23 protein-coding genes are annotated in these 24,920 nt (G+C 43.9%); 5 read left to right on the top strand and 18 right to left on the bottom strand.

Features of this window, described 5'->3' with window-relative positions; all coding sequences use genetic code 11:
* Nucleotides 1-4: 4 nt before the first annotated feature.
* The 14 genes from cysQ to gspC form a co-directional block, all read right to left on the bottom strand.
* Nucleotides 5-823, bottom strand: coding sequence for a 3'(2'),5'-bisphosphate nucleotidase CysQ (gene cysQ / locus VHA01S_RS00295; protein ID WP_023402377.1), 819 nt, complete (start codon nt 821-823; stop codon nt 5-7).
* 5 nt (nt 824-828) lie between these two features.
* Entirely contained in the window at nt 829-1,386 is a 558-nt protein-coding gene (nudE, locus tag VHA01S_RS00290; RefSeq protein WP_023402376.1) for an ADP compounds hydrolase NudE, read from the bottom strand.
* A 118-nt stretch (nt 1,387-1,504) separates the two neighbouring features.
* Nucleotides 1,505-2,278, bottom strand: a complete 774-nt coding sequence (locus VHA01S_RS00285) for a type II secretion system protein N (protein WP_023402375.1) — start codon at nt 2,276-2,278, stop codon at nt 1,505-1,507.
* Nucleotides 2,278-2,778 (bottom strand): type II secretion system protein M, encoded by a 501-nt coding sequence (locus tag VHA01S_RS00280; RefSeq protein WP_023402374.1) that lies wholly within the window; start codon nt 2,776-2,778, stop codon nt 2,278-2,280. Before VHA01S_RS00280 ends, VHA01S_RS00285 begins: the two co-directional genes overlap by 1 nt.
* Nucleotides 2,778-4,028 carry a type II secretion system protein GspL gene (gene gspL / locus VHA01S_RS00275; RefSeq protein WP_023402373.1) on the bottom strand — a complete coding sequence of 417 codons (1,251 nt, stop codon included), beginning with the start codon at nt 4,026-4,028 and terminating at the stop codon, nt 2,778-2,780. The genes VHA01S_RS00280 and gspL overlap by 1 nt, the downstream gene beginning before the upstream one ends.
* On the bottom strand, nt 3,997-5,058 hold the full coding sequence (gene gspK / locus VHA01S_RS00270) for a type II secretion system minor pseudopilin GspK (protein ID WP_023402372.1): 1,062 nt from the start codon (nt 5,056-5,058) through the stop codon (nt 3,997-3,999). The genes gspL and gspK overlap by 32 nt, the downstream gene beginning before the upstream one ends.
* Nucleotides 5,039-5,695: a type II secretion system minor pseudopilin GspJ gene (gene gspJ, locus VHA01S_RS00265; RefSeq protein WP_039969886.1), complete on the bottom strand. Its 657-nt coding sequence runs from the start codon at nt 5,693-5,695 to the stop codon at nt 5,039-5,041. Before gspJ ends, gspK begins: the two co-directional genes overlap by 20 nt.
* A 1-nt stretch (nt 5,696) precedes the next feature.
* Complete coding sequence (gene gspI, locus VHA01S_RS00260) at nt 5,697-6,056, bottom strand: type II secretion system minor pseudopilin GspI (RefSeq protein WP_023402370.1); 360 nt, start codon at nt 6,054-6,056, stop codon at nt 5,697-5,699.
* Nucleotides 6,043-6,642 carry a type II secretion system minor pseudopilin GspH gene (gene gspH, locus VHA01S_RS00255; RefSeq protein ID WP_039969926.1) on the bottom strand — a complete coding sequence of 200 codons (600 nt, stop codon included), beginning with the start codon at nt 6,640-6,642 and terminating at the stop codon, nt 6,043-6,045. The genes gspI and gspH overlap by 14 nt, the downstream gene beginning before the upstream one ends.
* A 12-nt stretch (nt 6,643-6,654) precedes the next feature.
* Nucleotides 6,655-7,098: a type II secretion system major pseudopilin GspG gene (gene gspG / locus VHA01S_RS00250; protein ID WP_021714224.1), complete on the bottom strand. Its 444-nt coding sequence runs from the start codon at nt 7,096-7,098 to the stop codon at nt 6,655-6,657.
* A gap of 28 nt (nt 7,099-7,126) precedes the next feature.
* Nucleotides 7,127-8,344, bottom strand: a complete 1,218-nt coding sequence (gspF, locus tag VHA01S_RS00245; protein ID WP_023402368.1) for a type II secretion system inner membrane protein GspF — start codon at nt 8,342-8,344, stop codon at nt 7,127-7,129.
* Nucleotides 8,344-9,849 (bottom strand): type II secretion system ATPase GspE, encoded by a 1,506-nt coding sequence (gene gspE, locus VHA01S_RS00240; RefSeq protein WP_023402367.1) that lies wholly within the window; start codon nt 9,847-9,849, stop codon nt 8,344-8,346. The genes gspF and gspE overlap by 1 nt, the downstream gene beginning before the upstream one ends.
* Nucleotides 9,849-11,876 (bottom strand): type II secretion system secretin GspD, encoded by a 2,028-nt coding sequence (gene gspD, locus VHA01S_RS00235; RefSeq protein WP_023402366.1) that lies wholly within the window; start codon nt 11,874-11,876, stop codon nt 9,849-9,851. Before gspD ends, gspE begins: the two co-directional genes overlap by 1 nt.
* Before the next feature lie 93 nt (nt 11,877-11,969).
* Entirely contained in the window at nt 11,970-12,809 is an 840-nt protein-coding gene (gspC, locus tag VHA01S_RS00230) for a type II secretion system protein GspC (protein WP_084309009.1), read from the bottom strand.
* A gap of 295 nt (nt 12,810-13,104) precedes the next feature.
* Between gspC and hslR the strand changes: the two genes are divergently transcribed.
* From hslR to VHA01S_RS00210, 4 genes are all read left to right on the top strand, one after another.
* Nucleotides 13,105-13,491 (top strand): ribosome-associated heat shock protein Hsp15, encoded by a 387-nt coding sequence (hslR, locus tag VHA01S_RS00225; RefSeq protein ID WP_023402364.1) that lies wholly within the window; start codon nt 13,105-13,107, stop codon nt 13,489-13,491.
* Between the two features lie 14 nt (nt 13,492-13,505).
* The gene (gene hslO / locus VHA01S_RS00220) at nt 13,506-14,375 is read left to right on the top strand and encodes an Hsp33 family molecular chaperone HslO (RefSeq protein WP_023402363.1); all 870 of its coding nucleotides are present in this window, start codon (nt 13,506-13,508) and stop codon (nt 14,373-14,375) included.
* Between the two features lie 320 nt (nt 14,376-14,695).
* The gene (gene pckA / locus VHA01S_RS00215; RefSeq protein ID WP_023402362.1) at nt 14,696-16,324 is read left to right on the top strand and encodes a phosphoenolpyruvate carboxykinase (ATP); all 1,629 of its coding nucleotides are present in this window, start codon (nt 14,696-14,698) and stop codon (nt 16,322-16,324) included.
* Nucleotides 16,325-16,430: 106 nt separating this feature from the next.
* The gene (locus VHA01S_RS00210) at nt 16,431-18,359 is read left to right on the top strand and encodes an AsmA family protein (RefSeq protein WP_023402361.1); all 1,929 of its coding nucleotides are present in this window, start codon (nt 16,431-16,433) and stop codon (nt 18,357-18,359) included.
* On the opposite strand, the gene VHA01S_RS00205 is transcribed toward VHA01S_RS00210, so the two are convergent.
* The 4 genes from VHA01S_RS00205 to typA form a co-directional block, all read right to left on the bottom strand.
* Nucleotides 18,337-19,260, bottom strand: coding sequence for a bifunctional GNAT family N-acetyltransferase/hotdog fold thioesterase (locus VHA01S_RS00205; protein WP_023402360.1), 924 nt, complete (start codon nt 19,258-19,260; stop codon nt 18,337-18,339). The two genes, VHA01S_RS00210 and VHA01S_RS00205, sit on opposite strands and share 23 nt — an antisense overlap.
* A gap of 43 nt (nt 19,261-19,303) precedes the next feature.
* The gene (gene dtd, locus VHA01S_RS00200; RefSeq protein ID WP_023402359.1) at nt 19,304-19,738 is read right to left on the bottom strand and encodes a D-aminoacyl-tRNA deacylase; all 435 of its coding nucleotides are present in this window, start codon (nt 19,736-19,738) and stop codon (nt 19,304-19,306) included.
* A complete protein-coding gene (locus VHA01S_RS00195) occupies nt 19,710-20,642 on the bottom strand; it encodes a virulence factor BrkB family protein (protein ID WP_023402358.1) in 933 nt (310 codons plus the stop codon). The genes dtd and VHA01S_RS00195 overlap by 29 nt, the downstream gene beginning before the upstream one ends.
* A gap of 304 nt (nt 20,643-20,946) precedes the next feature.
* Nucleotides 20,947-22,776, bottom strand: coding sequence for a translational GTPase TypA (gene typA / locus VHA01S_RS00190; RefSeq protein ID WP_023402357.1), 1,830 nt, complete (start codon nt 22,774-22,776; stop codon nt 20,947-20,949).
* A 663-nt stretch (nt 22,777-23,439) separates the two neighbouring features.
* On the opposite strand from typA, the gene glnA reads away from it, so the two are divergent.
* Nucleotides 23,440-24,849 carry a glutamate--ammonia ligase gene (gene glnA / locus VHA01S_RS00185; protein WP_023402356.1) on the top strand — a complete coding sequence of 470 codons (1,410 nt, stop codon included), beginning with the start codon at nt 23,440-23,442 and terminating at the stop codon, nt 24,847-24,849.
* The last annotated feature ends 71 nt before the right edge of the window (nt 24,850-24,920 follow it).

Raw genomic sequence — 24,920 nt, 5'->3', positions numbered from 1 at the left:
GCAATCAGTCTTGGGTTAGGATTTCATTCCAAGGAAGGTTGCGATCACCGATAACAATGAAGTTAGGGTTCTCCAAGGTTTCACGCAAATTATAAGAAAGAGGCACAAGTTGTGTATCAAGGATAGTACCGCCCGCCTCTTCCACAATGCATTGTGTGGCCGCAGTATCCCACTCACCTGTTGGACCTAAACGCAGATAACAATCGGCGCTACCTTCAGCAACCAAACACGCTTTTAACGCAGCCGAGCCCAACGGAATCAATTCATAATTCCACTTGTTACTCATTCGCTCAGTAATACGATTGATGTCTTGGCGGCGACTGATGGCAATCGCAATATTTTGTTTAGGCAATTCATGAGTATGGGTGTTGATACGAATATTCTCATCCATATCAGGAATTTTCCACGCCCCTTTTCCCTGATAAGCATGGTAAACCACACCAGAAACCGGCGCATAAACCACCCCCATAATCGGCTTGTTGTTCTCAACTAACGCAATAATGGTGGCAAAATCACCGCTACGGGCAATAAACTCTTGAGTACCATCTAAAGGATCGACTAGCCAGTAACGTTCCCACTGTTCACGCTCAGCTAAGCTAATATCAGAGTCTTCTTCGGAGAGTACAGGGATATCAGGAGTGAGTTCAGACAAGCGTTCCATAACCAGTTTATGAGCCGCTAAGTCAGCGCTGGTAACCGGCGTATCGTCAGACTTAATAAACTCTTCGTAATCTCGCTTTAGATAAATATCAAGGATGAGCTGACCAGCGGAACGGGCGATTTCTATAACGTTAGGCAATAAGTGGGAAAAGTCTTGTCTCATTACTGTTAATCCTTTAATTGAGCAAAGTATCGCTGTGCTAGCATCAAGGCGCTAATACTGCGTGCCTCACAAAAATCCATATGTGAGAGTAACTCATCGGCTTGAGCCAGAGGCCAACGAATCAATGTCAGAGGTTCAGGTTCATCGCCGACTAAAGTTTCTGGGTAAAGATCTTGAGCAATAAACAGCGTCATTTTGCTAGAAAAGTATGACGGCGCCAGAATGACTTGTTTTAACGGTACAAAATCCTTCGCACCAAAGCCAATTTCTTCTTTTAATTCACGATTGGCCGCTTCTACTGGTGCTTCACCAGCATCAATTAAGCCTTTCGGAAAGCCTAGTTCGTAGCTTTCTGTGCCTGCCGCGTATTCTCTAACCAATAACAGATCCCCATCCGCTGTCAGGGGGACCATCATCACTGCATCGCGACCAGAAGGACGCATTCGTTCGTAAGTACGTCGCTCACCGTTCGAAAACTCGAGATCCAAAGCCTCAATGCAAAACAAACGCGAACGCGCAACTTCTGCCTTGTGTAAAATCTGTGGCTTTTTATTACCTGCCATTCTAATTAGCCTCTTCGTTAATTCACGAAATTAACTTTACACCAACTCAAGCAAATGTCTGAATATTCTTACCAGTTAAATCATTTATAGAAGCGAAACGTACTTATAAAAGAATCGACTATAACCGGCCAGAATAAACAAATGGGTAGTGACCTTGTCCGTTCGGTTCACCTAGCCATTTTAACTGTTGCCCCAACTTTTGCGGAAACTCAGCGCCGGGCTTAAACCATGCATCGAGATCGTAGCTCATATCCGAATGCAGCGACGCGGTAAATTGACTCGATACCTGAGCCGTTTCTTGATTGCCTTTAGCGGTTAATTGATTGTCCGTACAAGTCACATCAGAAACGATGTTCCCAAGGTCTAAATCTCCCATTGGAGAACTGGCTTTACTGTTATTCCACACCAGTTTTGCCGAACCTGATTGACACCACGGGCTTGCATACTGGTAGTCTTTCACCGCTAAGTCGAGTTGTCCATCAACAGACACTGGAGCAGGTACATCAACGTATTTAAGCACTTGCTTAGCGGGCATCGATAAAATCAAACTGCTGGCATAAGGGCCATCAAAGCTGTATCCCACCGTGCCTCTGCCGGTTAAATCAAGCGCACTATTACGGCCTAATCGCACATTTAGCTCAGCCTTTCCTTGCAACAGCTTCCACCCTTGCAGATCCCAGTTTACTTCACCAAGGCCATATTGCTGCCAAGTTACCTCTTTGGCCGTACCTTTCCATAATGTCCCACTCACACCAGAGATGCTTAGGCCATTAATACGCGGCGCTTGTTCTAAGGCGAACTTTGCCGGTAAATGCACGATGACACTGCACAAAAATACGATTAACAACAAAAAGCTGTAGCCAAACAGCTTTTTAAAACTGATACCAAACATTAACTACCTACTCTCTTAAACTGTAAGCGACTGACTTCAACAACACCGGGCTTTTCCGTCTCAGTGATGTCTAAAAAGGCTACATCAACGCCTCTTTCTTGACGCAAAAACAATAGCCAGTTCATTAGTTGATTAAAGGCAACCGGTTGCACCCATACCTGCACCATATCGTCGCGAGGTTGCAGTCGAATCAACTCAATATTAAAGCGACGTGTCGAAGTTGATAGCACTTGGTTTAATGGCTGATTAGAGATGGTTGGTGCATTACTGGTTTTACGTAATTCCGTGATCTCATTGGCTTCTTTTTGCACCCAGCTTAATAGCTGCGTTTCACGAACCAAACGTGTTTGAGCTAGTTCACTTTTCTCTTTTAACGGGGCAAAACCGCCCCAATAAAGCAAACCCGCTAAGCCAAAACCAATGGCAATAATGAGCATGCGTTGCTCTCGCAGGCTAATGCCACTCCAATAACCAAGGATGGATTCTTGTAATTTTCGCATTATTTCACCTTCAGCACGTAGCTACTGCTGACCAAATCACCATCACGATTTATCTGGCCTTGCTGTACAGAGAATTTGTCAGATAAAGCCACACGCAGTTTTTCAAACGTTTGGAAGTCACTGGCTTGAGCTTGAATTCGTAACTCTTCACGGTTGCTATCAAATTTCACACTCTGGATCTTCACTTTATCAGAGCCTTTCAATGACTGTTGAACTTCAAGCATCCACGTAATCAATGGCGCCTCAACTGTGCCACCGCTCAATCGTGTTTTTTCATCCGTCATTTGGCGCTTCAGATAACTGACGGTTGGAATTCGACGTTTACCAGGGAATACAGCTCGGAAAATACGTTCACTTTCCGCGCGGTAGGCGGTTGCTTTTGATTCAATCTGACTGACATTCATGTAAGTATTAACGCTGAACACAACCAATAGAATGACGGCTGCAATTGCAGGAGCACGCCATAGTTTAATGTTCTTTAGCCAAGACGCTTGTCGCTTAAATTCACCACTCAGCAAGTTCACCGTGGAAAGCTGAGCATTTTTTGCCAGCAATGCCATTGGCAATTCAGCCGGTTGCTCATCAATGGTTGCCGTCACTTGCTGTTGCAGTGCTTCAGGAAGCGCGCCAAAAGATTGAATCGTCACTTGCTCAACAGGAGTCGCTTCTTGCTCTGCGTCTTCATCTGATTCTGTCGCTGATGACATCTGCGTCACAGCAAAAGGCACCAGTTGCTCTGGTAAGGTCATACCTTGAAATTGATTCTGACGAATCAGGTAATGACCATCCCAAGGAAGTATGCTGATGGCATTTTCTTGCAAAGGAAGTGATAGCACATCGGGCAATACTTTGTGTAATTCGATGCCCGCTTCCGCAAAACGTGCAATACATTGTTTGAAGTAGCTCTTGTCTACCGCCGCAATCCACGCTTTATCACCCGCTAGCTTAAGAATAGAAAAATGGAGTTCATCAATATCTTGTGCTAGCTCTTCTTCAAGAAGAAAAGGCAACATGGTGGCAAACTGACGGGTTGCGCCCGCAGGAACATTAACCTCTTTCAAGGCTATATCTTGCCCATTCAGTAGTAAGGCAACGTTGCGGTCGGTTACATAACTGGCGAGATCGTCTAGCTCATGTAAACCGTTGAGTTCTCCACTCGCGATAATTTCGTCTTCGGTTGAAGACCAAACCAGCCATGGGATTGTATTTAAATTCTGCCTACTGAGCCGAACTGTCAGGATTTCGCTCACTAATTCCTCCAAATCGACGGCGTACTACCCGCGATTCGTCTTTATTTTCACTATAAAGCAGGCTTCTCAAGCGAACTCGAGCTTCCTGCACAAATACTTCTGTATCCAGTTCAAAGTACTTACTGTCTACCGATAAATAGGCTTTGGCTTTGTTTTTGATGTCATCACTAACGCCAGCAATATCGGGTTCAGATAAAAATTCGTCCGTACTTTCCCAACCGTCATATGGACGGTCTTCAATAACTTTTTGTGCTTGTTCTTCACTGATTTCAGAGTTAAACAGAGCCACAATTAACTTAGCTTGCCAAGCTCTGATGGTATTCACATTAATACGCAAATCATCGGTTGGTAACGCGCACGCTAGCCAAGAAATTTGTTTCATTGCCGGGCCCGTCATTTGATAGACACTTCTTAGCTCACTAAGATCGGCAATTAAACCATTCGGTGCCATATACGCAGGAGAGAGCCCCTCATAGGTGGCATCTTCCACTCCAGATTGAGTGGTCACAACGTCGTTTTCGTCTAGATATTCCCACGTAGAATCAGCAACCACTTCAGCCTGATAGTTATCTAGGCCTGCTTCTTCTAATAAAGTGCGCCACACCTCGAGCAAGTAAGGGCGAGCACTGGTGGTTGCGTCCAACTGAACAGCGGCCAGAGCATTAACATTGAAACACGCTTGCATGTCACGAATCACACCGCGAGCTTCACCATATTCCAACGGGTATGTTTGTTCATCTAAAGCCCAAGGCTGACTCAAGTTTACCGTTTCGCCGTCTTCCAGACTCTGCTGAATACCATATTTTGCCAATGCTTCCACACCAATTGCGTACCAGTAGGCTTGTTGGTTATTCACCTGATTACCCGCTCTATCCACACTGAGCATTAAACGCTCAGACATAGTGGCAGCAATGGCAGTCATTACAGCTAATAGCAACAATACAATGATCAAAGCAACGCCTTGTTGTTGCTTGTGGCCTTTATATGTTCGACCAATAAGCTGGGATGGATTATTCTGGCGTATCTTCATTGATCCTCTCAAACTTACCGTCTGCAGTAAGGTAGATACGCTCTAACTTGCCATAATCTTCCAGTGTTAAATCCACCGCGATAGCTTTTGGCAACGCATCACTGTCGACCCACTCTTTTACCCAAGCTTCGCCATTGTAAAAACGCATATCGAACTTCTCGACCTTATCCAGAAGTGGCGTCACTATGCCTTCTTGTGCGGCTGGGGTATCTGGGTATCGCCACCAGACACGCTCTAATTTGTCACCCTGAATTCGATAACCCACTTTGGTAATTTCACCACGGGGAAATTGCTGTTGCGGGTTAATCCAACCTAGACGAGTAAACAATACGCCTTTGGCATCAGAGTCGAGTAAATTGTCTTTCCAATACAACAGGGATTGTCCTGATTCTTCTGTACCCGCTTCCTCTCCATCATTACGGAAGCGGCGCACGGCAATTTGACGAAAATCACTGTCTAAATAAACTAATGTGGCTTGCAATTGCTGTAAGCGACCCAATTTTTCTTGAGACTGGGTATTGCTCAATTGAACCTGAAATACCACTTGATACGCGGCAATACTTAAACTGGCAAAAACCGCAATTGCGACCAGTACCTCTATTAAGGTAAAGCCTTTCGCTTTATTGTAACGAGCCATACTATTGCAACGGAACATAACTTCTCACCGTTACTAGAGGGTTATCCCCGTTTTGATTTAAAGACACGCTAATATCAATCGCACGCAAATAGTCATTACCGGTTGCTACCGGAGTTTGCGTCCAAAACCATTCTTGCCCAGCCAACTCAGAAGTGCCCTTACGCGGGCTTTTCGGTGGCTCAGCGAGCATCATCAATGTCATTTGATTATCGGCAACCATACCGGCAAAGGTTTTTTGCTCTAAATAGCCAATGCTATTAATGTGCTGAGTGACCGCTCGAACGACACTCATTGAAGCGGTAGCAAAAATAGCTAGAGCTATGAGAACTTCCAACAAAGTCATGCCTTTAGCGGACTTCATCTTTCAGCTCCTCACCCGGCTTAAGTAACTTAACACTGCCGTTCTCTAACGCCACAACTCGCCAATTATCATCCCCTTGCGCTTCTGAGCTTGGATAGATGTACACCTCAAATGGGGTTAACTCACCACTTGAAAGAATAAAGGCTTGCGGAGGCAGTTCTTGTTTTTTCTTTTCTTCCTTGGCAAACATCTCTTCATCAAACAATGATTCTTGTTTAAATAAGGAGTCTTGCTTACCCCAAGTGCCGTCACCTAACTCCCAAGTGAGTGTTAGGCCGTCCTCAAGTTCAGTATCTGCGGGAATTCTGCGATGATCTAACGCTTGCCAACCGTCTTTAGTCAGTTTCAATAAGCGATACTTTTTCCCCGCTGGATCAAAGCGAATGCCAAGATCCCAACCATTAAGAATTGCATCTTGATGCAACATGGTCAGACGCTGAAAAAGCTGTTGTGAGCGCGTTTGCGCGGCATCAGAACCACTTTGAGGTAAGTTTATGACAACAGCAATGGCACTTACCGAAACTAAAACCATGACTAACATGATTTCTAGCAGGGTAAAGCCACGCTGTTTTTTATGCTGTTTCACCACGAGTTAAGGCTACTGGAAGTCTTGCAGGTTCCAGTTACCAATATCAGTTGATGAACCTTCGCCTCCATCTTGACCATCCGCACCAAGCGTGAAGATATCGATATTGCCGTTATCACCAGGGCTTAGGTATTGGTAATCATAACCCCATGGGTCTTTTGGAAGACGACGAATATAACCATCAGCACGGTAGTTACGAGGCTCTGGTGAACCTGTAGGACGGCTTACCAATGCATCTAAGCCTTGGTCTGTGGTTGGGTAAACACTGTTGTCTAGCTTGTACATATCTAGCGCATTTTCCAACGCTACAATGTCGGTGATCGCTTTTTGTTGGTCAGCTTTCTCTTTGTTACCTAACAAGTTAGGAACAACAAAGCTGGCCAAAATACCTAGGATTACCACAACAACCATAACCTCTAGCAAGGTAAAGCCTTGTTGTTTCTTATTTCGTTTCATTTTTTTCTCCATACACTCGGGTTAATGACTAAGCACCCGATACCAAGTTATTCAGTTCAAGCAGTGGCATCATAGTGGCAACTACAATAAATAATACAATCCCTGCCATAAAAACAATCAGCAGTGGTTCAAAAACACCCAGCGCCATATTCACCTGAGACTCAAAATCTTGGTCTTGGTTATCGGCAGCACGAGTCAACATTTGTTCAAGTTCACCCGATTGCTCACCACTGGCGATCATATGCAGCATCATAGGTGGGAACAGTTTGCTCTGTTGCAAAGAGTGACGCAAACTTCCCCCTTCTCGCACTTTATCTGAAGCTTCAAGGACCTGCTTCTTAAAGAACTTATTACCCATAACGTCTGCGGCAACAATCATCCCATCTAAAAGAGGGATAGCACTTGCCGAGCATATAGCTAAGGTACGAGCAAAACGAGAGGTATTTAAGCCTCGAGCAACGCGGCCAATCACAGGAACGTTTAATACACGACCGTCCCAGCGCAGCCTTAACTCTGGCTTTTTCAATAAAATTTTAACGCCAACAACCAACACCACAACGCTAACCACCAATAGCACACCATAGTCTTGTACAAAGGCACTGGCATTGATCAAAATCTGAGTTGAGGTGGGTAGTTCTTGTCCCATTTGAACAAATTGGTCGACAATTTTTGGCACAACGGTAGCCAACAAAAAGCCAATAACCGCGACCGCAATCAAGGTCAGCATAATTGGGTAGATCATGGCTTGTTGTAGTTTTGAACGTAATTTTTGGCGTTTTTCGGCATAATCGGCAAGACGTTCTAAAACCGCGTCTAGGTGTCCAGATTTTTCACCCGCCGCGACCATAGCACAGAACAGGTCATCAAAGACGGTAGGATATTCACTCATACTGTCAGCTAAAGTGTAACCTTCAACGACCTTAGAGCGAACACTCACTAACATACTGCGAATGTGCGCTTTTTCAGATTGTTCCGCAACCGCTCTTAAACACTCTTCTAAAGGCATGCCGGCTTGAACAAGGGTCGATAATTGACGCGTCAATAACGCAAGATCTGGCGTGCTGATACCGCGCTGAAAACCACGAGACTTTGATGACTTTTTCTTAGTCTGAGTTTCGCTGATCTCAATCGGCATTAAGCCTTGCTCTTTCAAGCGTTGCCTAACTTGTCTGGCGTTATCACCTTCGGTTACGCCTTTCTTTTGGCGACCTTTCGCATCTAGCGCTTTATATTCAAATGCAGCCATTATTCTTCCCTAGTTACTCGCATAACTTCTTCTAGGGTCGTTTTTCCAGCCCTTGCTTTGTTCAAACCGTCTTGGCGAATGCTTGGCGTAGATTGACGCACGACGTGTTCAATCTCTTGCTCGCTTTGCTCACCATGAATCAATGACTGGACGCTTTCGTCAACCACCAGCAATTCATGAATACCAGTACGGCCTTTGTAACCTTTGTTATTACAATGCTCACACCCTTTTGGTCGATAAAGCACTAAGTCGTCATCAGCAGCAAGGTGGAACAGTTTTTTCTGCTCAGCATCGGCCTGATAAGGTTCACGACACTCTTTACACAGCGTACGCACCAATCGTTGCGCCAAAATACCCAATAGAGAAGAAGAGATTAAGAAAGGCTCAATGCCCATATCTCTTAAACGTGTGATAGTACCGACGGCGGTGTTGGTGTGCAGTGTAGACATTACCAAGTGACCGGTTAAAGACGCTTGTACCGCAATCTGAGCGGTCTCAAGGTCACGAATCTCACCAATCATTACTACGTCAGGGTCTTGACGCAGAATCGCTCTTAAACCACGCGCAAAGGTCATATCAACCTTAGGGTTTACTTGCGTTTGACCAATGCCATCAATATCAAATTCAATCGGGTCTTCAACCGTCAGGATATTTCGCTCGGCACTGTTTAGTTCCTGCAAGCCTGCATACAAGGTGGTGGATTTACCTGAACCTGTAGGGCCTGTTACTAAGATAATGCCGTGCGGTTTTTGAATTAAGTTTTGTAGACGCACGTGGTTGTTCGAGGACATACCTAAGCTATCAAGATCAAGCTGAGTGGCATTTTTATCCAATAGACGCATAACCACACGCTCACCATGAGAGGAAGGCATAGTAGACACACGCACATCCACCGCTCGTCCACCAATCAATAGTGAAATACGACCATCTTGTGGTACACGCTTCTCGGCGATATCCAGTTTTGCCATAACCTTAACCCTGGACACCAACAAAGGGGCCAGTTTACGGCTCGGCGCTAAGACATCACGCAATACGCCATCCACACGGAAACGAATGGAAAGGTGCTTCTCAAAGGACTCGATATGAATATCCGAAGCCCCTTCTTTGATTGCTTCACCCAACATGGCGTTGATCAACTTGATAATTGGCGCGTCATCTTCGGCTTCTAATAAATCCTCATTGTGCGGAATTTCTTCCGCCAACGAGAAGAAGTCATCGTTGTCTGCACCAATGTCTTCCATTAACTGTCTAGCTTCTGAAGAATCGCGCTGATAAGAATCTGAAAGTTTCGATTCAAAATCATGCTTATCCATCTCAACCAATTGGATTGGCAGAGGTGATACTCGCATCACCTCTAACAGTGTCGACGTTTGCATTGGATCGACATAAAACAACTGGTATGCATCGCCTTTATCGTTCGGCTCAAGCACTACACTAAAGCGCTTAGCAAAGCCAAACGGTAGACGTGTAGTACCTGCTTTATATGTTGAAAATGCTTCGTCCATTACTTGTGGTCCACTTGCTCAATAAAGGCTTGTAGCTCTTTTGGACGGCTAGCTTCATCACCAAACTTAGGCATTACCGGAATCAAGTCATCCGGTAGCAGTTTTAAGCCTTCTTCGGCTTTGTACAATTGCTCAGCGCGGATGTAGTTGTATTTACGCTGGGTAATACCATCGGCTGTCATACCATCACGAATAATGGTTGGTTTAATGAATACCATTAGGTTTTTCTTTTCTACCTGAGTGCTGGTTGATCTGAACAGTTGTCCTAACCAAGGAATATCACCCAGTAGCGGTACTTTAGATTCACTTTCCATTGCACGCTCATCAATCAAACCACCCAGCACGAGCATTTGTCCGTCTTGGATCATAACGGATGTATTTAATTGACGTTTCGCAAAGCGAACATCCACCGCACCGTTTGCACCAAGTACGTTAGAAACTTCTTGTTCAATCTTCAACTGAACAGAGTCACCTTCGTTAATTTGTGGCACAACTTTAAGTTTGATACCTACTTCTTTACGATCAACGGTTTGGAATGGGTTTTCATTGTTTGAGCCCGAAGTAGAACCCGTTAATACCGGCACCTCTTCACCCACAATGAACGACGCTTCGCCGTTATCCATAACCGTAATGCTAGGAGACGATAGAATGTTAGAGTTTGAGTCCGTTGCCACTGCGCTAATCAACGCTGTCCAGTCACCCATCGCCAAACTCACTGCCGCGCCGTTTACGCCGCTAAGTGCACTTGCAAGCGTTGAGTAGTCACCTGACTCATCAATGGTTTTAGTGGTAGTTAGACCAGTTGATGGATCTGTGTATGTTTCAGTACGAGAAGTATCTTTCGCTTCTTCTCTACCGACCATAACCTGACCAATAGAGGCGCCACTGTTACCGTATTGAACTACCGCACCTGTTTCTAAGTTACCCCATTGCACGCCAAGGTTAACGCCATCACCTTCCGACATTTCAACAATCAAGGCTTCAATCAATACTTGAGCACGACGAATATCTAGCTGAGCGATCACATCACGTAATGCTTTCATGATATCTGGCGGAGCAGTAATAACGAGGGAGTTGGTGCCTTTATGCGCTGAAATCATTACATCAGACTTGGAGTTTCGAGTCGCAGCGCCGCCCTGTGCTGTTTTCTTAGCCGCAGCTAAGTTATCTGACACACCTTTAAGAACTTCGACTAAATCTTCTGCATTCGCATTTTTTAAGTAAATAACTTGGTTGTTGCCTTTAACTTCCATCTCTTTATCAAGTTGCGATACCACTTTCTTCAAGCGCTTACGCACTTGTGGATCGCCAGAGATTAATACGGAGTTAGTACGTTCATCAGCAACCAGTTTTGGTTGTAGGAAAGCTGGAGTATTTTTCGCTTCCGTGGTTTTGTTTAGCGCTTCAACGATACGCACCATCTCTGCAGCAGAAGCAAATTTTAGTGGTACAACTTCAATTGATTTATCGCCGGCTTTATCCACACGCTCAATAATCTCAGCCAAGCGGTTTACTACAGCCGCACGACCTGTAATCAGGATGATATTCGCTGGATCATAGTGAACAACGTTACCGGCACCCGCATTATCGTTCAATTGACGAAGTAGTGGCGAGAGTTCACGTACCGATACATTACGCACTGCTACTACACGAGTTACTACCGCATCACCTTTGATTTTGTTGTCCCCGACTACAGGAACAGCAGAGGTTTTCGCATCCTTAGATTTAATCACCTTGATGACGCCGTTTTCCATTTCGACAACGGCAAACCCATACACCTCAAGGACACTAAGGAAAAACTGATAATACTGTTTCTCGTTCAAAACATCATAGCTACGCACATCAATCTTGCCCCTCACCGAAGGGTCAACAATAATGGTCTTTTCTAAGTTTCGTCCGACAATATTAATAAATTCGCCAATATCAGTGCCTTTGAAGCTGGCGCTAAATTCATCGGCACTAAATGCTGGTGTGCATACCAAACTACCTAACAGTAGCCATGCACTCTTGCTAAACCAACCTTTCACGTGATACTCCCAAAAATCAATGGCACAAAGTGCCTAGCATGGCGCATATAATTAGGCTCATGCTCTCGCAATGATAGCTAGACAGCTATCAAACTATAGTTGTAAATAAATATCGTAGCGTTGACCGTTTCGCTCAACCGTGAGGTTAAGCTCACTCAAATCACCTAAAGACTTCCAAATGGCGCCCATTGATGCTGGATTCTTTAAATCTGCACCATTTAGTTCTACCGCAATGTCACCATCTTGCAGACCGATAGAATCAAACAAAGTACGTTCTCGTCCTGGACGAACGCGATACCCGACTAATTTTCCATCACGATTTACCTGAGAAAGGCGGATATATTTAAGAAGCTGTTGAGGATTCTCAGAAATTTCTGCTTTTATTTTATCTAGGCTAGCAGTGTCTACTTTAGGATTGTTACCTTGAACATTAGATTGAGGCTGTTTTTTAACCGCCCCCGCATTATTTGCTACACGTTTGTATTCTATACCTTCTAGCATTAAGGTTTCGTTACGGCCCTGATTTTCAATAATCACGCGATCACTTAAGACATTACTTAATTTTGCGCGAGTACCATCAATAGTCTCGCCAACGCCATAAGTATCTTGGCTGCCTTTATTAGCAATAACCGCTAGGCTGTTTTTTTGAATTGAACTTGCTACCACACCCACCAGCACAAGGTTTAATCTTGTCTTTGGTGCGTCAACAACTTGTTGTGTTACTTTCGGTGTGCTTTCTTTCGATTCAACCCCAAATAAATTGGCGTTTACTAACGAAGAAATATCCATACCTTGATGCGGTGACGAAGCGACACCGCTACCGGAGCCTGCAACAGGTCTCCAATGCTCAACATCTGATTCTGAACCCATTAGATGCCATAATAAATGACCACATAACCAAGCTGTGCTGACGAGCAAAATAAACGTCAACATTTTAGCTATGATCGCCTGTTGATTCACGACACTCGTCAATAATTGATTGGCTTTGTGCGAATATGTGGAAAACTTAGACAAGACAAGTCCCTATTGATATACCGATTTTTATACAATATGCCACGCAGGCATTGGTGTTACTGGGTTAAACGGATGAGCAAGACTACCATACATATTATTACCAATAATTAAACAGGGAATAATTTCGATTGTAAATAAAGACATTTACTTGAAAAATGCTATATACGTCACCATTACCCTCCTGCCAGACATCACTTAGAGAGCAAAGATCATTATGAGTTCCACGATTGAGTCTGTTCGGCTCGACAAATGGTTATGGGCTGCGCGCTTTTACAAAACCCGTTCAATCGCTCGAAATATGATCGATGGCGGCAAAGTTCATTATAATGGGCAGCGTAGCAAACCAAGTAAAATGATAGAACTAGGGGCTACAATTACCCTGCGACAAGGACTCGTTGAAAAAACGGTCACGATAGAAAAAATATCGGACCAAAGACGTGGTGCACCTGAAGCACAACTACTTTACACCGAAACGGCGGAAAGTATAGCGAAGCGAGAACGCACAGCGCTAGAACGTAAAATGCACGCACACAATCCAAGTCCTGATCGCCGTCCAGATAAAAAACAACGACGTGATCTGATTAAATTTAAGAACCAATAAGCTGGAGTTTCCTAATGGAAAGCAACGTATTAAATCGTTATTTATTTGAAGACCTATCTGTACGTGGTGAGTTAGTACAGCTAGATACCGCCTACCAAGCCATCCTAGATAGCAAACAATACCCAGTTGCGATTCAAAACTTACTTGGTGAACTGCTTGTTGCGACCTCATTGCTCACCGCTACCTTAAAATTTGAAGGCTCAATTACTTTACAGCTGCAAGGTGACGGTCCTGTGACTCTTGCGGTAATAAATGGTGACAATAACCAAAAAGTCCGTGGCGTCGCTCGCTTTGAGGGCGAAATTGCCGACACTGCCTCTTTGCACGATATGTTGGGCAAAGGTCACCTAGTAATCACTATTTCTCCAAATAAAGGAGAGCGTTACCAAGGCGTGGTTGGTTTAGAAGGCAATACTCTTTCAGAAGTACTAGAAACTTACTTCGAACGCTCAGAGCAGCTAAAAACTCGCTTATGGTTCCGTATTGGTGAATTAGATGGTAAAGCACATGCCGCAGGTATGTTGCTACAAGTCGTTCCCGATGGTACAGGCTCTGCGGATGACTTTGAGCACTTAGAACAGCTTACCGATACCGTTAAAAATGAAGAGCTATTTGGCTTAGAAGCGAACGAACTTCTATATCGTTTATACAACCAAGAAACCGTTAAATTGTTTGATCCTCAACCGGTTGAATTCTTCTGTGGTTGCTCAAGAGAGCGCAGTGGCGCAGCCATTATTACCATTGCAAAAGAAGAAGTTAACGACATCTTAGCCAGCGAAGGTAGCATAGGTTTACACTGCGATTATTGCGGGACAACTTACGACTTTAATGCCGCCGAAGTTGAAGAATTATTTGCTCAGGTAGATAAACCCACACTGCACTAAGCTCACAATTTTATAATTAAAAAGCCGGCTCTAAGTAGCCGGCTTTTTATATTCACTCTCATTCATAGCATAAAAAACTCAAAAAGCGTCATTATCCGCGTTTTTTAACAACAAAAAGCGGTAAAAAACCGTTTTTACAAATCACTTCAATCCCCACCCTACCTAGCATTCTGAACTACAAAAACGTGATCCTTGTTTATAAAACATTCAATAAAGCCATATATAGTCAATAATGTTACAACTACTGATTAAATCAAATACTTATAAATTCAGTAGCTTCACAAATTTTTAACTAAAAACGCCCTACACAAGGAGCACCTATGACTGTTATAGAACATACTAAGGTTGCAAACATCGATCTGACTCAATATGGAATCAGCGACTCTACTGAAATTATTCGTAATCCAAGTTATGAAATGCTTTTCGCAGAGGAAACTAGCGACACATTAGAAGGTTATGAGAAAGGAATTATAACTGAACTAGGTGCAGTTGCCGTTGATACAGGCATATTTACAGGTCGTTCCCCCAAAGATAAATTCATTGTGAAAGACGACACTACGCGTGAAAACATGTGGTGGACGACAGATACAGTGAAAAACGACAATAAACCTATCAATCAAGCTGTATGGACAGACTTAAAACAGCTAGTGACTACTCAGCTGTCGAATAAACGTCTTTTTGTTGTGGACGGTTATTGCGGTGCTAACCCCGATTCTCGCTTAGCGGTGCGAATCATTACCGAAGTAGCTTGGCAAGCACACTTTGTAAAAAACATGTTCTTGCGTCCCTCAGCGGAAGAACTGGCCACTTTTGAACCTGATTTTGTGGTAATGAATGGCGCTAAGTGCACTAACAGCAAGTGGAAAGAGCACGGCCTGAACTCCGAGAACTTTACCGTATTCAATCTCACTGAAAAAATGCAGTTGATTGGCGGTACTTGGTACGGCGGTGAAATGAAGAAAGGTATGTTCGCTATGATGAACTACTTCCTTCCTCTGCAAGGAATGGCATCCATGCACTGTTCGGCCAATATGGGTGAAGAAGGCGATGTTGCGATCTTCTTTGGCCTATCTGGCACAGGGAAAACAACTCTTTCGACTGATCCTAAACGCGCCTTAATTGGTGACGATGAGCACGGCTGGGATGATGACGGTATTTTCAACTTTGAAGGGGGTTGCTACGCCAAAACCATTAAACTGTCTAAAGAAGCAGAGCCTGATATCTACAATGCTATCCGTCGTGATGCCTTGTTAGAAAACGTCACCGTACGTAATGATGGTTCAATCGATTTTGATGATAATTCAAAAACAGAAAACACCCGAGTTTCGTACCCGATTGAGCATATCGAAAATATCGTTAAGCCAGTCTCTAAAGGCGGTCATGCAAACAAGGTGATTTTCTTATCTGCAGATGCTTTTGGGGTTCTACCTCCAGTATCTAAGCTCACACCAGAACAAACTAAGTACCACTTCCTTTCTGGATTTACCGCTAAATTAGCGGGTACTGAGCGCGGTATCACAGAGCCAACTCCGACGTTCTCGGCCTGTTTTGGTGCGGCATTCTTAACTCTTCACCCAACCAAGTATGCAGAAGTGTTGGTGAAACGAATGGAAGCGGCTGGTGCCGAAGCTTATCTTGTCAATACTGGTTGGAATGGCTCTGGCAAGCGAATTTCCATTCAAGATACTCGTGCCATCATTGACGCTATCTTAGATGGCTCAATTGAAAGCGCACAAACCAGAATGATTCCAGTGTTTAACTTGGAAGTACCTACCGCATTACCTGATGTAAATCCTGAGATTTTGGATCCACGCGATACGTATGTCGATCCTCTGCAATGGGAAAGCAAAGCCAAAGATTTAGCAACACGCTTTATCAACAACTTTGAAAAATACACTGACAACGATGATGGCAAAGCTCTAGTTAAAGCAGGACCTTTGTTAGATTAATCACATCAATAACCAATCAAGCCCCTGCTTTTAGGGGCTTTTTATTGATAAACAAATAGATATAAGTCATCTTTACCCCTACGCGAAAAACCTTTTGGGACACAAGATGAAAGCAGTATTTAAAATCTGTGGCTGGCTTCTACTGCTATTACTTGCGGGAGGCTTAGCTCTATTTTTATTCTTACAAACCTCTCATACCGCTTGGTTAACCCAACAGGTATTGTCGCGCGTCACAAGTGATAACATTCATATTGGTCACTCCCACTACCAATACCCTGATACGGTGGTTTTATCTGACATCACCATCAAGCAACCCAACGATTTTATTGCCACTGTTAATAATCTACAAATCACTCTCGATTCCCACCTAGATTGGTCAAAGCCGGTTTCTGTTACCAAGGTATCTCTTTCTGGTGTGAATTTGCCCCACGGCATTCCTGATTCGCAAGAAGTGACCTCTTGGGTTAAGCAATGGCAACCTCAACACATTGAAGTGCGTGGAATGGATTTTGCGGACCATGATTTAGTTGCCCGTGATTTGCAACTAAACTATTCACCTAGTCAGGGTTTTCCTGAAGGGTATATCAATATCGATGGTGAGCAGGTCTATTGGAAAGGTGAAGCCTTTAATCACTTCAAAGCTAATCTAAACTACCGTAAAGGCAAAACTCAGCTCGACCTACTCAGCTTCGAATGGCGTAAAGGGAAAATACAACTTATTGCCGAGCAAGATGGTGATAGTTGGACACTCAACGATGCTTTAGTACGAGACCTGCATTTATCGGCACCTTTAATGACCCAGTCGGGCCCTTCACCTGTGTTAAGCCTGCTCGATAAAATCCATCATATTGAGCATTTGTCCGTCGAGCAATCTAGCTGGCAACAAGCGCAATTTTCAGTTAACCAAATGCGTTTACAGCTGAGCAATTGGGATATAAATAAAAGCATTTGGTCACAAGAGAGTGAACTTAGCTTCTCCGCCGAAAGTGTTGATTGGCACAAACAACTGTTCCTCGAACCGCAAGTTTCTGCTCAACTGCAAACAGGGGATATTCAATTAGAACAGCTGGATTTTCTATTTGAAGAAGGACAAATTTCGACTCAAGGACAATTATCCCCTGAGAAAATCGCACTGGATAACCTGAGTATTAAAAACCTTAAGTGGAGCATCAAAGACGCGCAGGTACATGCACTTATCGAGCAGCCTCTCAAGCAACTGCAACAGCTGCAAATCAACAAGCTCAAGGTTGAACGTAGCCAAGTCATCGACCTTGCCACTAATCAGCATTGGCAAGTTTCTAACTTGAATGCCGAAGGCGATAACTTGAGCTTGAAGAAAGACAATAAATGGGCGCTTTGGAATGGCAGTTTAGCCGCCAGTGCCAACAGCCTTACCCTGCTGGGTGTGACTTCAATTAACCCTTATATCGAAGCCTCGAGCAAAGATGAGCAGTGGAATATTAAACAGCTATTCTTGCCAATTGATGATGGCTTGATCAAGGTACACTCAAATGTGAACCTAGCTCTACCAAGCATGCCGTGGGATCTCTCTGTACAAGCCTATGGCATCCCATTACAAGCGGTCACTGCACCGCTGAATATGGCAATACATTGGAATGGCGTCACTGACTTAACGGCGGATCTGAACGGCTTAGGTGGTGATGATTTAATGTTTAGACACAGCTTAGACGGCACCATAAAGATTGCGCCACATGATGTACAAGTACAACTACCTTTTGCCACGCAAGGGTCGCAATCTCTTATCATTCCTGAAATTAAGCTCACAGCGCAAAGAGGTGTACTCAGTGTCGAGAATACGCAATTTGTCAGTGATAACCTGGCAGGAAATATTCAAGGCCGAGTCGACTTAGTAAAACCCACTGATGGCAATATTATGTTTAACTTAACCACCGACTGCGTCTCTTTTTCTTCAGCGCAACCTAAAGGCCGCAGTCATATTGCCGTTACTTGTACTAAACCTGATAACGAAGATGAGAGTAACGACCTAACGTCTACACACTCAGTGTCTCATTAGCCTGAGAGCTAGGTAATAGTACGTAAGTTCCAGTAAACTCAACCGCCTCTTGAGTACCACTGTAAATTAATACTTTAATGATGATTCGGGCACGGCGACCACCCTCTAATCTGTCTAAGTCGCCGCTAATACCATCTAAAGAAGTACTGGCTTTAGGGCTTTCTTTGACGGGGTGACGATAGCGTATATTACTGTCTGCTAGCACAATATCAGCATGCAAATTGCGCTCTTTCATCAGTAGCCATGCCATACCCCACCCGGTAAGAGTGGCTAACGTAAAAGCAGAGCCAGCAAACATAGTGTTATGAGGATTAAGGTTGGGGTTTAACTGCGCCACACATTCAAACTTATATCCGGTGTACTGATTGATCTTAATACCCATTTTATCGCTAATTGGGATTTGCTCTTCCCAGCGACGTTGCAACTCATTACACCAATCAGGGCGGCGCAAAACATTCGCCATAGGGTCAATGGTTTTAACCATTTGTTGATGGCGCATCGGGCCGCGCTCATCACTCAATTCGCCCTGACTTTCAAAGCCATTATTTCGATAAAACTCAATGGCATCTTCACGCGCATTACACACCAGTCGCTTTACCCCTTCCTCGCGCGCGAGCGATTCAAGAGCGACCATAATCAAGGAACCAACCCCTTTACCTTGACGGTTTTTCTTCACTGCCATATAGCGAATCTGGCCATCATCATCGGCCGTCACATATAAACGACCAATCGCCACAGGGCGACCTCGACCGTCCACAATCATGCGATGGTGACTCAACTCATCGTATTCATCTCTTTCGGAGCCTTTTGGTCTTTGCCAAGGCTCACGCAACATTTGCCAACGAAAGTGATAATACTTTTGTAATTGATTTTCGGTACTGGGAGTAATTAGTTTAAACATAGTGTTTCAGGTCCATTGAATCCATTAGTTATGGGGCGCAACCCTAGACTTGCAGCCAGAAAGTCACCGGTCCATCATTGACCAAAGAAACTTTCATATCAGCGGCAAATCGACCGCGCTCAGTGGGCAACACTTCTTCGCATCTGTCCGAGAAATATTCATAAAGTCGCTTCGCTTCATCGGGCGCAGCGCCACGCGAGAAACCCGCTCGAGTGCCTTTTTTAGTATCCGCTGGCAAAGTAAATTGAGAAACCACTAATACGCTACCATCAACCTGCTTCACATTCAGGTTCATTTTATCGTCGTCATCACCAAATACACGATATGTGGTGACGCGTTCCATTAAGCGCTTAGCTTTGGCTTCGTCATCGTCTTTTTCAACACCGAGTAATACCAGCAAACCTTTGCCAATCTCACCCACCACTTCACCATCGACCTTTACGGCCGCTTCACTCACTCTCTGTATCAGAGCTATCACGTCGAATCCTTTTTCTCATTAATATATTTTGATAATGCAAAAATGAGCTCATATCAAATGGCTTATTCACTCGCCAAACCTCATCTTCACCAAGACTTGCGGTAATTTCCGCGCCGATTAATACGATCATCCAACACAGATAGATCCACATAAAGAGCAAAGGTACGGCAGCTAAAGCGCCGTAAATTAACTGATACGATGGAAACTGCGACACATAATAAGCAAACAGCTTTTTACTGACTTCAAATAAGCAACCCGCCACTAACGCGCCCGCCAGTGCATGATTAAAGCGAACCTTAATATTAGGCACTAATAGATAAAGCCCAAAGAATGCGATGAAAGAAAAAATAATCGGTAGCAAACCGTACACCAGATGGACGGTATCTTCACTCCATACTTTGAGTGAGGCGATGTAAGAAGAAAACACTAAGCTCGTACCCATTAAGATTGGGCCTAAGGTCAATACCATCCAATAAATCGACAATGAATACACGGTGCGGCGCTTCTTGCGCACTCGCCAAATGTAATTCAGATTCTTATCAATTGCTGAAATCAACAATACCGCAGCCACAAACAGGAAGATCAATCCAATCGACGTCATCTTGCCCGTATTGGCAATAAATTCATTTAAGGTGTGCTGAATTGCCTCACCCGCCGTAGGAACAAAATTACTAAACACAAATTGCTGAACGGTATCACCAACCCCGTCAAACATCGGTACTCGAGACAATGCCGTTAAGGTTACAGTGGTCAGCGGCACTAAAGATAACAAGGTAATATAGGCCATATAGCCGGCATTTACGGGCAACCTATCATGCTTTGCTCTTTGATAAAGGTAGCTGAAATAGTGCAGTAACACATGCACCCAATTTGGAAGGTTTGGAAGATTTGGAATTTTCTGCATCCTGCTGTAACACCGAACTTAGTTTCTAGCCTACTCGATCTGAGGCAGAGAAAGTTAAAAGACTTAGGGTGAATTATACCAATCCCTTGTAGTGACCCTTATATCAATCCTGGTACACATTTCACTGTGTGAACGTTTCCTTGAGTCATTTTTGACACACTCAGATATTGGATTGATATCAAAAAGTCGTCTCAGTTTAGCAAAACTCATTCGCTGATAAAAGAAAGCCCCACTGAGGTAAGTCAAATGACAACTTCAGTGGGGCTTAAATAAGTTAGATAACTAGCGAAACGCTAATTGTCTCTTATTTTGCTGGGCGACTCGCACGTTTACGTTCGTTTTCAGTAAGAAGTTTCTTACGGATACGAATGCTTTCTGGAGTTACTTCTACTAGTTCATCTTCATCGATAAACTCTAGAGCTTGCTCTAGTGTGTGTTTGATCGGTGGTGAAAGAACCTGAGCTTCATCCGTACCAGAAGCACGTACGTTAGTTAGCTGCTTACCTTTAAGACAGTTAACTGTAAGGTCGTTAGAACGGTTATGAATACCGATAATCTGACCTTCGTATACTTCGTCAGCGTGCTGAGCAAATAGACGACCACGCTCTTGTAGGTTAAACAATGCGTAAGTCAGTGCTTTACCTGTTGCGTTAGAAATTAGAACGCCGTTATTACGTTGACCGATTACGCCACCTTTGTGAGGACCGTAGTGATCAAACGTGTGGTAAATCAAACCAGAACCAGAAGTCAGAGTTAGGAACTCAGTTTGGAAACCGATAAGACCACGAGAAGGCATCATAAAGTCCATGCGTACACGACCTTTACCATCTGGAGACATATCTGTTAGCTCACCTTTACGTAGGCCGATATTTTCCATGATGCCACCTTGGTGCTCTTCAAGCACATCGATGGTTACTGTTTCGTATGGTTCTAGAAGTTGACCATCTTCTTCTTTGATGATTACTTCTGGACGAGAAACAGCAAGTTCAAAACCTTCACGACGCATGTTTTCAATCAAGATAGAAAGGTGAAGTTCACCACGACCAGAAACACGGAACTTGTCTGGATCGTCGCTTTGTTCAACACGTAGTGCTACGTTGTGAACCAATTCTTTTTCTAGACGCTCTAGGATATTACGTGAAGTAACGAACTTACCTTCTTTACCTGCAAATGGAGAGGTATTTACTTGGAAAGTCATGGTTACTGTTGGCTCATCTACAGATAGAGGAGTCATAGCTTCAACGTTGTTTTGATCACAGATAGTGTCTGAAATTTTCAGCTCGCCTAAACCTGTGATTGCAATGATGTCGCCAGCGTTTGCTTGTTCAACTTCATGACGCTCAAGGCCAAGGTAACCAAGAACCGTACCCACTTTACCGTTACGTTTCTTACCATCAGCACCAATAATGGTCACTTGTTGGTTTGGTTTGATGCTACCGCGAGTAACACGACATACACCAATAACACCAACGTAAGAGCTGTAATCAAGTTGTGATACTTGCATTTGTAGAGAGCCATTGATGTCTACATTAGGCTGGTCTACGTTATCAACGATAGCTTGGAACAATGGTTCCATATCTTCGCCAACTTCGCCTTCTTCAAGTGTTGCCCAACCGTTTAGAGCTGATGCGTAAACAACTTGGAAGTCTAGTTGCTCGTCAGTCGCACCTAGGTTATCAAACAAATCAAATACTTGATCCATTACCCAATCAGGACGAGAACCAGGACGGTCAATCTTGTTGATTACAACAATTGGTTTAAGACCGTGTGCAAATGCTTTTTGTGTTACGAAGCGAGTTTGAGGCATAGGACCATCAACCGCATCAACAATAAGTAGCACTGAGTCAACCATAGACATAATACGCTCTACTTCACCACCGAAGTCTGCGTGTCCAGGAGTATCAACGATATTAATACGGTAATCGTGCCAGTTGATGGCGGTGTTCTTCGCCAAAATGGTGATACCACGTTCCTTTTCGATATCGTTTGAGTCCATCACGCGCTCTTCAACTTCGCCGCGGGATTCAAGCGTACCTGATTGTTGAAGCAGCTTATCAACCAAAGTTGTTTTACCGTGGTCAACGTGCGCAATGATGGCGATGTTTCTTAACTTATCAATCTGTGGAGTAGACATGAATAGAGTTCACTCAGTAGAGTCTCGGCAGTGTGCCGATGACAGGGAATAAAAATTTCGCGCTAATGTATCAGATTTTAGCCAAAATCCCAACTAGATGTGATCTATCCCCTACTTATTTCCTAATTTATTTGTTATAGATTAAGAAATATTGCCAAATCCGCCTTCAATAAACAGCAAAAACACCCAATCTAATGCAAAGAATTGGCTGCTATATATAAGAGAAAGCTTTTTTCAGCTTAGACCTCTCTTTATATTTACTCGAAAAAACAGCCAATTCTCACCAACAAGCAATGGCATGCCCATTACCGATTTCGCACCAACATTGGGCGAATCAATTCTACATCCCGATGAATCTCTCAAAATCAACTTGCAACAAGACGCAAACAGCTAAAAACATCCTTAAATTTGCACCAAAATAGAGCAAATAAGGATCATTTTGGTGCATTAGCTATTCTCAAGCACCATCAAAACAACAGCAACCCCTTGAACAATAAGGAAATATAAAACTTGGCACACCTTTCGCATAAGAGAGTGTATTAGAGAGAACAATCGAAAAATATTCATTGTTCGATGACTAAAAAAGAGTGTAGATTGTGTTCTAGGACTTTACGCTCACCATTATCGAGCAATCACGTTTACCAACACTGGAGGTTATCCAACATGTCAGTAGAAAATGTATTATCGCTGATTCAAGAAAACGAAGTTAAGTTTGTAGACTTACGCTTCACAGATACTAAAGGTAAAGAGCAACATATCTCTATTCCTTCACATCAAGTTGATGCTGACTTCTTCGAAGAAGGCAAAATGTTTGACGGTTCATCTGTAGCTGGTTGGAAAGGTATTAACGAATCTGACATGGTTATGATGCCAGATCCAGCAAGTGCTGTCCTTGACCCATTCACTGAAGATTCAACGCTAAACATCCGTTGTGACATTCTTGAGCCTGCGACTCTGCAAGGATACGACCGTGACCCACGCTCTATCGCTAAACGCTCTGAAGAATACATGCGTTCTACAGGTATTGCTGACACCGTATTAATCGGTCCAGAACCAGAATTTTTCCTATTTGATGACGTGAAGTTTAACACTGACATGTCTGGCTCTTTCTACAAAATTGATGACATCGAAGCTTCTTGGAACTCAGGTACTGATTACGAAGAAGGCAACAAAGGTCACCGTCCAGGCGTTAAAGGTGGTTACTTCCCTGTAGCTCCAGTTGATTCTTCTCAAGACATCCGTTCTGCAATGTGTCTAATCATGGAAGAAATGGGTCTAGTTGTTGAAGCGCATCACCACGAAGTTGCTACTGCGGGTCAAAACGAGATTGCTACTCGTTTCAACACGCTAACAACTAAAGCGGATGAAACTCAAATCTATAAGTATGTTGTTCATAACGTAGCTCACGCTTACGGTAAAACAGCAACTTTCATGCCTAAACCACTCGTTGGCGACAACGGTTCTGGTATGCACGTTCACCAATCTCTAGCAAAAGACGGTGTAAACCTGTTTGCTGGTGACAAATACGGCGGCCTTTCTGACCTAGCGATCTACTACATCGGTGGTATCATTAAGCACGCTCGCGCAATCAACGCATTTGCTAACCCTGCAACTAACTCGTACAAGCGTCTAGTTCCAGGATTCGAAGCTCCAGTTATGCTTGCATACTCTGCACGTAACCGTTCTGCTTCTATCCGTATCCCAGTGGTACCAAGCCCTAAAGCACGTCGTATCGAACTTCGCTTCGGTGATCCAGCGGCTAACCCATACCTAGCATACTCTGCAATGCTAATGGCTGGCCTTGACGGAATTAAGAACAAGATTCACCCAGGGGAAGCTATGGATAAAGATCTATACGACCTACCTGCAGAAGAAGCAGCTGAAATCCCAACAGTTGCAGCTTCTCTACAAGAAGCTCTAGACGCTCTTGATGCAGACCGTGAGTTCTTGACTGCTGGCGGTGTATTCTCTGACGATTTCATCGATTCTTACATCGGTCTGAAATCTCAAGATGTTGAGAAAATCAACATGACAACTCACCCACTTGAGTTTGAACTTTACTACTCAGTTTAATCTGTAAATAGTCAGTTTAATTAAGTAAGGGCCTGCCAATTTGGTAGGCCCTTTTTCTTGCTCAGCTATTA

The organism is Vibrio halioticoli NBRC 102217 (assembly GCF_000496695.1).
GTDB classification, from domain to species: domain Bacteria; phylum Pseudomonadota; class Gammaproteobacteria; order Enterobacterales; family Vibrionaceae; genus Vibrio; species Vibrio halioticoli.
The sequence above is the reverse complement of the archived record's forward strand: the minus strand, read 5'-3'. Positions and strand labels throughout refer to the sequence as shown.